At 44.5% G+C, this 12,252-nt stretch carries 9 protein-coding genes; all 9 read left to right on the forward strand.

Annotation, left to right across the window (positions count from 1 at the left end; all coding sequences use genetic code 11):
• The first annotated feature begins 83 nt into the window (after positions 1–83).
• The 9 genes from UNITIG_RS01110 to UNITIG_RS23845 all read left to right on the forward strand — a co-directional run bounded on the left by UNITIG_RS01110 (position 84) and on the right by UNITIG_RS23845 (position 12,181).
• Positions 84–974, forward strand: coding sequence for a LysR substrate-binding domain-containing protein (locus tag UNITIG_RS01110; protein WP_101756717.1), 891 nt, complete (start codon positions 84–86; stop codon positions 972–974).
• A 22-nt stretch (positions 975–996) separates the two neighbouring features.
• Complete coding sequence (locus tag UNITIG_RS01115; RefSeq protein ID WP_101756718.1) at positions 997–1,518, forward strand: GNAT family N-acetyltransferase; 522 nt, start codon at positions 997–999, stop codon at positions 1,516–1,518.
• Positions 1,515–3,344: a PLP-dependent aminotransferase family protein gene (locus UNITIG_RS01120; RefSeq protein ID WP_235015191.1), complete on the forward strand. Its 1,830-nt coding sequence runs from the start codon at positions 1,515–1,517 to the stop codon at positions 3,342–3,344. Before UNITIG_RS01115 ends, UNITIG_RS01120 begins: the two co-directional genes overlap by 4 nt.
• Before the next feature lie 209 nt (positions 3,345–3,553).
• Positions 3,554–4,429, forward strand: a complete 876-nt coding sequence (locus UNITIG_RS01125; RefSeq protein ID WP_101756719.1) for a carbon-nitrogen hydrolase family protein — start codon at positions 3,554–3,556, stop codon at positions 4,427–4,429.
• Between the two features lie 188 nt (positions 4,430–4,617).
• Positions 4,618–7,005 carry a TonB-dependent receptor gene (locus UNITIG_RS01130; protein WP_101756720.1) on the forward strand — a complete coding sequence of 796 codons (2,388 nt, stop codon included), beginning with the start codon at positions 4,618–4,620 and terminating at the stop codon, positions 7,003–7,005.
• A gap of 293 nt (positions 7,006–7,298) precedes the next feature.
• Positions 7,299–8,882 carry a sulfotransferase gene (locus UNITIG_RS01135; RefSeq protein ID WP_159931021.1) on the forward strand — a complete coding sequence of 528 codons (1,584 nt, stop codon included), beginning with the start codon at positions 7,299–7,301 and terminating at the stop codon, positions 8,880–8,882.
• 320 nt (positions 8,883–9,202) lie between these two features.
• Positions 9,203–10,951, forward strand: a complete 1,749-nt coding sequence (locus tag UNITIG_RS01140) for a hypothetical protein (protein WP_101756722.1) — start codon at positions 9,203–9,205, stop codon at positions 10,949–10,951.
• 82 nt (positions 10,952–11,033) lie between these two features.
• Complete coding sequence (locus tag UNITIG_RS23840) at positions 11,034–11,798, forward strand: MFS transporter (RefSeq protein WP_235015192.1); 765 nt, start codon at positions 11,034–11,036, stop codon at positions 11,796–11,798.
• Entirely contained in the window at positions 11,735–12,181 is a 447-nt protein-coding gene (locus UNITIG_RS23845; protein ID WP_235015193.1) for a hypothetical protein, read from the forward strand. The genes UNITIG_RS23840 and UNITIG_RS23845 overlap by 64 nt, the downstream gene beginning before the upstream one ends.
• The last annotated feature ends 71 nt before the right edge of the window (positions 12,182–12,252 follow it).

Consider the following 12,252-nt stretch of genomic DNA (forward strand, 5'->3'; position numbering starts at 1 on the left):
TCTGTTTTTCTCACTGCAATCGATAAAAATTTACTATTCTGGTGAGATTTTCTCCACAAAGATTGAGGCTTACCGTAGTTGCTATGAAGCTTACCCGTAGAAACCTGCCATTGAATGCCATGCGCGCCTTTGAAGCGGCGGCCCGTCATTGTCATTTACGTAAAGCTGCAGAGGAGCTGGGAGTAACCCATGGTGCGGTGAGTCGTCAGGTCAAACAGTTGGAGCAGCAACTGCGTGTTGAGCTTTTTGACCGCGGCCATAATAGGCTGGCACTGACCTCTGCGGGTCAGCGTTTACTGCTCGGGGTGCAGGAGGGGTTGGATAAAATTGCCGCCAGCGCATTATATTTGGATCCGGAGTCAATGGCCGGTCGATTGACTATTGCTTCAACCCCCTCTATTAGCGCCGGTTGGTTGGTGAGGTTGATGGGGGGCTTTAGTCGGCAGTTTCCAGAAATAGAATTGCATTTATTAAATATTGCCCCGCAACAACGTGAGTTGCCCTCGGAAGTTGATGTGGCGATTTGTTACGGTCGTCCAGAGGCCAAGCAGCGTGAAATCGTAGAATTGTTTAGGGAGCGCTACCTCCCTGTTTGTAGCCCGCAGTTATTGGATGCTGCCAAACCGTTAGATAATCCTGAACAATTAATGGGGTACCCCTTATTGCACGATCGGCACGGTCATTGGTTGCGCTGGTTTGCCGCAGTGGGCCTGGGGCAAGAGCGGGCGCTACAAAATATGTATTTACAGGATGCGTTTCAGGTTATTAGCGCTGTCCGTGAAGGCTATGGTATTGGCTTGATTGATGCTATTGAAATTGAGACGGATTTACAGAAAGGAACCTTGGTCACTTTATTTGAGCAATCGGTATTGGCAGAACAAGCCCATTTTCTAGTGACCGAGCAGGTGCAAAAAATGACCGTGCGGTCGCGCTTATTTGTCGAATACTTGCAAAGTGCATTACCCGAGAAATAGGCCCAGTAAAGTTTAGTGAATAATGAATAAGCAACAGTTATTTAATATCAGGCCGGGTGTGGAGACTGATCTGGATGCGCTTGCGGAAATTTTTCAGCAGTCTATTCAGCAGCTGTGTAGGCACGATTATGATGCTGGCGTGATTGAACTGTGGTCAAATTCGGTACCCGCCAGTGCGCGTTTAAAGGCTATTGTGGCCGGTAGTTTATGGGTGGCTGAAATAGAATCCGTTGAACTGGAGCCTAAGGTTTGCGCGTATATGGTTGCACAGCCAGGCGAATTAGTGGCATTGTTTGTTCATCCGTCAGTGGCAGGTACAGGTATAGGTCAGGCGTTAGGTGAGTTGGCTATCCGGTTGGCGGCGGTGGGTGCTGATAATGGAATAAGTGTAGAGGCGACATTAAACGCTGTGAATTTTTATGAAAAGTTAGGGTTTGTTCGAGTCAGTTGCGGATTTTTTACCGGTGGTAATAATAATGTTGAAATTCCCGTAGTTAATATGCATCTCAAAATAACGCGTGATCATAAAGAGTTAATCGTTTGAAAATAGAAAAAACCCTGATTTATTTAGACCCGGATAGCTCGCTTAACTTGCAGAGTCAGATTCGCCAGAAGCTGGTGGAGGCGATTATGTTGGGCTCCTTTCCTCCGGGCCGTAAATTACCTTCCTCTCGCAAGCTCGCAGATCAACTCGGGGTGGCACGCAATACGGTAGTATTGGTTTATCAACAATTAATAGATGAAGAATATTTAGTAAGCCGTGAGCGTAGCGGTATTTATGTTAACGAAAAAATCATGGAGGGGCGGGTAGGTTTTGAGGGTAAGACAGAAAAAAATAACACACGAAACTCGGAATGGGATAGACGATTTAAAGGCTCCTTAGTTACCGAGAAAGAGTTTGCTGCACCGCCAAACTGGCAGCAGTATCCGTTTCCGTTTATTGATGGTCAGTTCGACAATAGTTTATATCCGGTGAAGGAGTGGCGCGAAGCGAGTCGCTTAGCCTTGGGCGTGCGCGAAATAAACCAGTGGGCGGGCGAAACCGGTGATGCTGATGATCCGATGTTGGTGGAAGAAATTCGCACAAAAATCCTACCGCGCCGAGGTATACAAGCCGGACCGGACGAAATATTAGTTACGGTTGGTACTCAGCATGCATTGTATTTGGTCTGCCAGCTATTGGTTGATGCATCGGTTTCGGTTGCCGTCGAAGAGCCTGGTTATCCTCCCATGAGGCAATTGTTAGCCCAGCGTGGAGCGGCGTTAGTGCATCAGCCGGTAGACAAGGAAGGGATGATAGTGGATGACAATCTTAATCCATGTCAGTTGGTTTGTGTTACACCCAGCCACCAAACGCCCACAGCAGTGACCATGAGCATGGCGAGGCGTGAAGCCTTGATCAAAAAATCCATTGAATATGATCAATTAATTATTGAGGATGACTTTGAATTTGAAAGTAATTATTTAGGCCATCCGCACCCGGCGTTAAAAAGTATCGATACCGAGAATCGTGTGTTGTATATGTCTTGCTTATCCAAGGTGTTGTCACCGGGTTTGCGTTTGGGTTTTTTGGTGGCCGCTCCGGAAGTGATCGCCGAAGCAAGAAAACTTAGCCGTTTAATGGTGCGTCACCCGCCGCTGAATAATCAACGTACTGCCGCTTTTTTTCTTTCACTGGGATATTACGACACCTTCTTACTGCATTTGCACGAGACTTTTGAACAACGTTGGATTGCTCTGCGGCGCGCGGTTAATTATTACATGCTGCCCTATGTTGAAATTACCCCGGCACAAGGGGGGACGGCGTTATGGATAAAAATATCCAAAGACATCAATATGAAATTTTTGGTGCAGGAGGCAGCTAAGCGCGGTGTGCTGATTGAACCCATGGAGCACTATTACGCTGCTAGTAAGGTTTCAGAAAATTGTTTTCGTATGGGTGTCACCAGTATTCCCGCCGATAGAATCCGGGAAGGTGTCGACCAGTTACGCGACCTGATTCATGATTTAACGACCCATGAGATTGAAAGTTTTGATAACGCTGAAGGCAGTCAGTTACTGGGTGATGAGCTACTTGCGACCATGGCTAACTCCATAATGTTGACCCCTGTTGCTTATGGTGAACCCTGCAGTATAGAAATTTATGGGGATGGCAGTTTGGTTGGTAAAGCCGGCTATGCTAATGAAGATTGTGATATCGGAAAGTGGTGGGTAGAAGGTGATCAGTGGTATCGGCAATGGACGCGCTGGGCATGGGGTGATGTGGGTGTCTATCGGGTGATTATGGATGGCGAAATTTTCAAGCTGTTTGATGAAAAGGGGCGGCTGATTGATCAGGGTGTGCTGAAAAAAATGGAGGACGCCCTTTAAGTAATAATCGATTTGCTAATTTTTATATTGGGTTTCTTCCACAGGGTCACTATTTAGTAAAATAATAAACTGGCCTAATCTGTTGTTTCCAACTGGCTCTATGCCACCTGCCTGAATATTCATTACATTGACAACATAATAATGCTGCGCTGTAGATTTGTGCTGTTTAAGTACTTAACACCTGATCGCGGCAGTTAAAGGGGTAAATAATGAGTCATTTTTCAATTGCCGGTCTGCAATTAGAACTGTCAGCGCAGGATAATTTGGCACTGATAAAAAAAGAAATAGAGAAAACAGTTAGAATTTTTCCCTGGGTCGATATGCTGGTGTTAGGGGAACTGAGTAGTTTTGGTCCGGATCCCGCTAACGCCCAGACGATGCCGGGACAAGCAGAGCAGTTTTATTGTGAGTTAGCAAAAAAACATAATATCTGGTTAATTCCTGGTTCAATATTTGAGCAGGACGGTGGCAAAATTTATAACACTGCTCCGGTCATTAATCCTGCAGGCGAAGTCGTTTCTCGTTACCGCAAAATGTTTCCCTTTTATCCCTACGAGAAAGGCGTGGAAGCCGGAGATCAATTCGTTGTCTTCGATGTGCCAGCTGTCGGCCGTTTCGGTCTGTCAATCTGCTACGACCAATGGTTTCCTGAAATTACCAGAACCCTTGCCTGGATGGGGGCGGAAGTCATTATTTGCCCAACCATGACTAACACTATTGATCGCGATCTTGAGTTATCAATCTCCCGCACCAATGCCGCTATTGGCCAATGTTATTTTTTCAATATCAATGTAGCTGGTGGCGTGGGCAATGGTAAATCGATTGTCGTTGGGCCAGATGGCACGGTAATTCATCAGGCTGGCAATGCGACTGAAGTCATACCGATTGAAATTGATATGAGCCATGTTCGCAGAGTTAGGGAACGTGGTGTGATGGGGCTGGGCCAAACCTTAAAAAGTTTTAGAGATAGTCAGGTTAAGTTTCCGCCTTATATTGAAGGGCATAATAAATCGGCGGTACTGACCAAGCTGGGTAAGCTGGTTGTACCAAAATCTCAGGTAATGGACAGCAAAGGAAGTAAGTAGTAAACGTTGGAACCAGTTTGGTTGCTTTACGAAAAAATCAAAACTGGACTCATAGATAACCACAAACTGGTACTACTTGGATCTAATTAGCTTGGCTAGTGTACAGTCTAACAAAAACAAAATTTAATTCAGGGATGGATGATGAAAATCGATTCAATTTTTTAATAAGAAGATGTCAGGGGATATCAATGAATAGAAAAATTAATTTTAAGCAAAAAACTCTTGTAACAGCGGTGGCCACAGCGACACTTTTATCCGGCCAATCTTTGACTGTTTTCGGCCAGGAAAAATCGGCAGTGATGGAAGAGGTCATGGTAACGGCTACTCGACGTTCCCAGTCTGTGCAGGATATACCTTTTAATATTTCGGCGGTTAGTGGTAGTACCATTGAGGCTGCAGGCATTGTTGATTCAACTGAACTCCTTCGCTCAATTCCGGGTGTGACTGTCGCTGATGGTGGTGGCCGCGCTTCAGAAACCAATAACAATATTTCTATACGGGGTTTAAATGTTGACCCTAGTAGTACGGATAGAACTTTTCTTTCTGATCCAACAGTTTCTACCTACGTGGGTAATACGCCTACCTTTGCTAACTTTATCTTGAAAGATATTGAACGTGTTGAAGTACTTCGCGGGCCGCAGTCTACTTTGTATGGTTCAGGTTCATTGGGTGGAACAGTTCGTTATATCATGAATAAGCCAAGTACTGATGCTGTCAGTGGGCGAGTTGGTGGGTCTTACAGTCAGACTGAGGGTTCAGACGGTGATAACAAGAGCATGGACGGCGTTATAAATATCCCATTAAGTGATTCTTTTGCTTTGCGACTTAGTGCTGGTGAAATTGATAATGATGGGTTGGTTGATTATGCCAATGTTTATCAGCTTGATAGTACTGGTGTCCCAAGCTATCAAGGTGGCGATATAGTTAACGGTTTGCCCATCGTGGAAAATGTTAAAGATGCTGATACTGTAGATGTCTCTTATGCTCGAGCCTCATTATTATTTGAGCCTAATGAAAAGCTGAGTATTTTAATGACTTACCAGCAGCAAGAGGGTGAATACGGTGGCCGTAGGCAGGTTACTACGGGGCCTGATGGTTACGGTAATTATTATGATGATGATGAAATTGGTGCAGTGCTATTAGAGCCTGCCAGCAATGATACTAGCTTTGGTAGTTTAGAAATTGAATATGACCTTGGCTTTGCGACCTTGAGTTCAAGCACGTCATACTATGATAACCGACGGGAAAGTCGTAGTGATAACACCGGTTTTACCGCTGCGCAGGGATGGTTACCTTATTATGGTTATGGTGCTAATCCGCGAATAGTACTTGCAGCCGATCGTGAGAACAGTGACCGTGCTTTAATACAAGAACTGCGTTTGGCTTCGAATGGTGAAAAAACGATTGATTGGGTGGCCGGCGTCTATTACAAAGATCAAAACTCTGGAGCTATTCAAGATACGCATGTACTTGGTTATCCTGCATGGGCTAATGCTTCTTACGGATTTAATCCAGCAGATGATAGATCATTTGCATGGACCTATGAACGTGAATTTACTGATACTGCGTTTTTTGGGGAAGCAACCTATAACGTATCTGATACGTTGCATGTAACATTTGGTGGCCGCTACTTTGATAATGAAGACGACGTGACGTCTCAAACAGGGTTGCCCGTGTTCATAGACTTTTTCCCAATTAACCCTGAAGTAAGCGATAAGGTATCAGATGATGGTATTTTATTGAAGGCCAATATTTCCTGGGAAATGGATGATCATTCAATGCTTTACGGCACCATCTCTGAAGGCTATCGACGTGGTGGCACCAATGCTTCACCAACAGCATCGGATAATCTAGGTTACCCGAATGCTGATGAATGGAAGAGCTTTGATAGTGATACCAGCTTGAACTATGAGGTGGGTATAAAAGGGCAGTATGATTCCTTCTCTTACACTTTTGCAGCCTTTTATGTTCAATGGGACGACATACAGTTAAACGTAGCAACACCTTCAGGTGCGTATTATGCCGTAGCGAATGGGGATGAGGCCGTTACCCAAGGTATAGAGACTGAGTTCAATTGGGCGGTATCCGATAATTTTCGTTTATCAGGTGGTTATGCCTATGTTGATGCCGCTTTAACAGCAGACTTTATAACGCGTGGTTTAGAGGGCGGTGCTGATGTGTTGCAAGGTAGTGATGGTAATCAATTGCCGGGTACTGCTGAGCACAATGTAAACTTAACAGCAGCTTATACCGTGCAAATATCCGATGGTATGGATTTGGTGACACGGATTGATGGCTATTATCAGTCTGAAACTGAAAACTCAGTGCTAGATACCGAAGACTGGAATAAAACGTTGGATGGTTTTTCTCTTTGGGGTGGTTCGGTATCGTTGGTAACGGATACCTGGACAGCATCGTTATACGCTAAAAATATCTTCGATGAAGAGGGGACAACCGCTGTTTATAAAGAAGAGTATATGACGTCTAGCCCTGCGGACCAATTTTATGGAACAGGTCAAAAAGACTTCATTGCTAATCCTAGAACCATTGGTTTTTCTGTTGGATATAAGTTCTAAGTAGTTGAGTAAAAAAACCGGGCAATGCCCGGTTTTTTTTTACTTTTTAGTTGTACATCAAAGGGTTATTGAAAAGCTTGAGGTTAGTATAAACTAAGCTGTGGTAGCTGATGGCCCTTTTATTGAAGTATGTCTGGGGTGTACGCTAAATTTTAGACTGCATGATTAGCCAGCGCATTACCGTCAAATGCAAACAGGCTAAACCTATGTTGCTAGATGAGAGTGTCAGCCAGGTCTATGCGTAAGGGATTAAGCAGGGGTTTATGTGAAGTAAATATTTAATGGTAAAGCATGTGAGTTATACAAAAGAGCAATTATTTTCCTTGGCTGTTTCAGCAATTGATGCCGGTGATATGAGATCTGCGATAAATGCTTGCCGTGAAATGAACAGTCAATATCCCGATTTTCATCAGGGTTGGCGAATAGCCTGTGAATTACATCTTCGATTGAATAATCCAAAGTCTGGATTAGCAGCCATCAATCGTTCGTTAAGTTTTCAACCCAATGATGCGGAAGACCTGCTGAAAAAAGCAGAGTGCTTAATGGGGTTGGCTGAAGTTGAAGCTGCCTTGAATATAATCAACCAAGTAGTGAAATACGATTATAAGCAAAGTCATATTTTTAGTCTCGCCGGTTTATTATTTTCCAGACTGGATCAGCATGAGTTGTCTTTAGAACAGTATCGAAGAGCATTAGCCCTGGATCCAGAAAATCCGACTGTACATTACAATATTGGTTCAGAACTGCGGTTTTTAGGGCGTATAGCTGAGTCGGAGGTTAGCCTTAATCAATCGTTAAAAGGGCGGCCATTAGATGCTGAGACGCTAGCTATGCGTTCATCGCTACGTAAACAAACGCCAGATAATAATCACGTGGAAGCTCTTACCACTGTACTTGCCTCGCCAGAACTACATGATGGTGATCAGCCCTATATTTATTATGCTTTAGCGAAAGAAAAAGATGATTTAGGCGACCATGCAGCCTCATTTGACTACTTGAAGCGCGGCGCAGATAAGCGTCGTAGCCAAATGGCCTACCAGCCGGAAACAGATCTGGAAATAATTGCGGCAATACAAGAAACATTTAATAAGCAGCTTTTAATGGCAGATAGTGCCGGCTGCAGCAGTGATGAGCCTATATTTATTATCGGTATGCCTAGAACTGGCACAACTTTGGTAGAGCGAATTCTGGGTAGCCATAGCGAAGTATATGCAGCAGGTGAACTCGATAGTTTTGGTCGTGAGATGATGAGGCTCGCAGTTGATTCTAATGGCGGTGAAAAATTTCAAGTTAGACAGGATTTGATTCAAGCAACGACTCACTTAAATTTCAAACTGTTGGGTGAGCGTTACGTGCAAGCGACACGCCCTTTTACCGGCCATACCTCGCGTTTTATCGATAAGCTCCCTTTTAACTACCTTTATGCAGGGCTTATTCACTTAGCCTTGCCAAATGCCAAAATAATAAACCTAAAACGCAACCCTATGGATACGTGTTATGCGGTTTACAAACAACTGTTCAGAGATGTGTATCCTTTTTCGTATAATTTAGAGGAGTTAGGTAGGTATTACGTGGCTTATCATCAATTAATGGAACATTGGAATAAGGTTATTCCCGGGGTAATTTATACGGTGAATTATGAAGATGTTGTTGCCGACACTGAGGGTGAGGCGAGAAAATTACTGGATTATTGCGGGCTTGAATGGCAGCAGCAGTGCTTGCGTTTTTATGAAAATAAACAAGCTTCTACAACAGCCAGTGCCACTCAGGTACGCCAGCCGATCTATAAGTCGTCAGTGGCTAAATGGCGGCTGTATGAAGAACAACTTAAACCTTTGTCGGATATTATATTAGCTGCGGGCATTGAAATTGGTTGAAGATATTTAAACAATACTGACTCCTGTGCCCCGTTGTAGTGATTATCATGAATTGTGAATTAACTATTACGTTAGCACCGTGCTAAATAGCTGTGGTCATTGTTCCGTTCTGTTTGTTTTGTGATCACATGAGAAAATAAATCCCTTGGTGTTGCTATGATTGAACTCGTTTTGCCCGTGTGGCTTAACTCACCATCAGCTTCTGCTCAATAAAATCATCTGGTCTTATACAAGCAGGGCTACTGGTACTACTTTCGATTGTCCGAGCTGCTAGTCTTGTTCGATAAGAGTCGATTTTTAAGAAAAAGGCTATTGCACCAATGACGCTTGTCTCTCGTTTTTGTTTTTATCCGTTATTATTCTGCACTCTGTTCATTAGTGATGTAAGTGCGGATGAGCTGCGTCGCGAGCTATTAACGCCAGCCTTTTTATTAGAGGCTACTGTCATGGAACAGCCCGTGCAAATGACTGCTTTTTCCTCGTCAGTGACATCTACTGCTAGTGCTGTTACCAATCCGCAGCCAGTACATTGGCGGTTTTCCTTAGCCGATAAAACGCAGGCTAAAATGCGTGTGCTGCGAGATGATTATGGTTTTACCGAGAAAAGTTCACAAAAAGTTTCCCGGTTACCTATAATCGAAATGAACTTTATTCAATCGGGTGCTGATTTAATACCAGTAGAGCGCAAGGCTATCGCAAGTGATCACCCGCATTGGGAATACATCGTGGGTCCTGGTCGAATATGGAATGAACAAGCTGATGGTGAGTTTAGCCGCGCAGCCATCCCCTTTAGTTTGCGCGAGCGCAATGCCAACTGTACCCATAACGGGGTGATGAGTTTTCTTTTCAAGCCAGATGGCACCACGTCCAATATGGCATTTCAAGTCGTTAGTGAAACGTGTTTGTATTTGAAATTTGATTTTTGGGGCTTGGCTAACATTACCCTTGAGCCTACGGTAATTGCTGATGCTGACCAAGTAATTAGTCGTTACCGGCAGGAAGTGGCCAATCGGCTGCCGATTAAAACGATCGACCAATTAGTCCTGGATTATCCGGCATTGGGCGCGGGGGTGATCGCTGCTAGTGGTAAAATAAATCCAGCGGATATGACTTTGTTTGGCCTTGTCATTGATGACACTCACTATGTTGGCGGTTGCCAGACGCGTTACGGCGTTTACCCCTATTGCGACGTTTTGGATTTACCTTCTTACTCATTAGCCAAAAGTGTGTTTGCCGGTTTGGGGCTGATGTATTTAGAAAAGCACTACCCAGGATCGAGTGAGTTACTGATTGCCGATTTTGTGCCGGCGTGTAAAGCTAATGCCGCATGGAAAGGTGTCACGTTTAACAATGCACTGGATATGGCTACGGGTAATTATCAGTCGGCAAAAAGCAGTAAAGATGAAGGCTCTAAAACTATGAGAGCTAAATTTTTTGTCCCTGAAACCCATAGCGAAAAAATTGACTATATCTGCCAGCAAATGCCTCGCAAAGCAGCGCCGGGTACTCGATGGGTTTATCACACGGCGGACACTTATTTGCTCAGTACGGCGATTAGCCAATTTTTAAAAGAAAAAAATGGCGAGCAGGCTGATTTTTTTAATGATGTGTTTCTTGCGCTGTGGCGGCCGCTACAACTTAGCCCTGTTACCGAGATGACGTCGCGCAGTTATGATGCTACGGCTCAGCCTTTTGCGGGTTATGGCTTGACAATGCATCGTGATGATATTGCCAGAATGGCAAGCACGATGAATAACAGAGCGAGCTACCTGAATAAATTATTAGATCAAACAATGTGGGATAGCGCGATGCAGCGTTTGCCTGAGGATAGAGGGCTTGCTGCTCTCGATGGTGACTTTCGATACAGTAATGGATTTTGGGCTTATAACGTACAGTCTGTTACGGCGTGTAAAAAAACATTGTGGCTACCGTTGATGAGTGGGTATGGGGGTATCAGCGTGGTGATGATGCCCAACGATACGGTTTACTATTATTTCAGCGATGGTGGCGCGTTTAGTTGGCTGGATGCGGCTATCGCATCGAATAGCCAGCGATCCTATTGTCATTAACTTTAAACTTTTGTTTGTATTGGTGAGCCTAAATAATGAATAAAATATAACTGAAAATACCGCTAGCACTTTTATATTACCAGTGGCTGCACCCAACGGTGAAGTTGCCAGAGTGATATTATCTTTTCTCGCCACCGCTGGTTTATTTTACGTCAACATCATGCCAGCGTTGATTGATGGCTTAATTGAAGGCCTGGGTTTAAGTAATCAACAGGCCGGTTTTGTAGGTTCAGCGAATGTTTATGGTGCCGCAGTAGGCGCACTACTAGCCGTGTTTGTAGTAAAGAAAGTCCCCTGGAAATTTTGTTCGGTGGTACTGTTATGCGGCCTGATGGTAATGGATGGTTTATCAATCTTTTTAAGTGACGCCTGGGTATTAATTGCCACCCGTTTTTGCCACGGATTTATTGGCGGTATGTTGGTAGGTATTGGCTTTGCGGTGATTTCGCGGACCACCGAAGCGGATCGCACGTTTGGGTATTTGTTGACGGTGCAATTTGGTTTGGGTGGTGTGGGTTTAGTGTATCTGCCTCCGTTGGTGCCCGAGTACGGAACTACCGCGCTATTTCTCTCTTTGATTGCATTTAGTTTAGTGACTTTATTAATGCTGCCGTTTTTATCCAGCTACCCGATTATAGAGCGTACCGCGGCACAAAAAAGTTCTGACGCCGCGATCAATTATCGTTTATTGAGTTTGGCGTTACTGGGTACCTTTTTGTTTCAGGCTGCCAATATGGGGTTTACGCTTATATCATCGGCATGGGCAAAAATGCCGGTTTGGAGATGTCATTTATCAGTAATACCTTGGGTGCGGCAGCCTGGATTGCTATTGCGGGCTCGGTGTTAGTGATTTTAATGTCCACTCGCTATGGCCGGTTATGGCCGGTGAGTATTGCCATTGTGTTAACCATTGCTGGAACCTGGATACTGCACCACAGTGATGTTGCAGCCTATTTTTGGATCGCCAATGTAGGTGTTGGTATTACCTGGGCTTTTGTTATTTCCTATCTGCTAGGTATGTGTTCGGAATTTGATAGTGCCGGGCAGATGGCGGCGTTAGGTGGTTTTGCTTCCAAGATGGGGTTAGCGTCCGGGCCGTTAGTCGGTGCACTACTGGTGGGGGAGGATAACTACGCGGTTTTAATCAATATAGCCTGTGTTGCTTTGCTGATTGGGATGGCTGTCATTGTATTACCTGCGTTCAGCCTGGATAAGCAAAAGTCTGTTTAAAGCTCATGGGTAAGTTGCTATTGTTAGCGGCTACCTGGGTTTATTGTGGTTTTAAAGCGTGCCCACCCCTG

This window comes from Oceanicoccus sp. KOV_DT_Chl (assembly GCF_900120175.1).
In the GTDB taxonomy this organism is placed as follows: Bacteria; Pseudomonadota; Gammaproteobacteria; order Pseudomonadales; family Dasaniaceae; genus Oceanicoccus.

Coding starts and splice junctions, on each gene's coding strand:
- UNITIG_RS01110 (WP_101756717.1), top strand. CDS start 84: ATGAAGCTTACCCGTAGAAACCTGCCATTGAATGCCATGCGCGCCTTT.
- UNITIG_RS01115 (WP_101756718.1), top strand. CDS start 997: ATGAATAAGCAACAGTTATTTAATATCAGGCCGGGTGTGGAGACTGAT.
- UNITIG_RS01125 (WP_101756719.1), top strand. CDS start 3,554: ATGAGTCATTTTTCAATTGCCGGTCTGCAATTAGAACTGTCAGCGCAG.
- UNITIG_RS01130 (WP_101756720.1), top strand. CDS start 4,618: ATGAATAGAAAAATTAATTTTAAGCAAAAAACTCTTGTAACAGCGGTG.
- UNITIG_RS01140 (WP_101756722.1), top strand. CDS start 9,203: ATGACGCTTGTCTCTCGTTTTTGTTTTTATCCGTTATTATTCTGCACT.
- UNITIG_RS23845 (WP_235015193.1), top strand. CDS start 11,735: ATGTCATTTATCAGTAATACCTTGGGTGCGGCAGCCTGGATTGCTATT.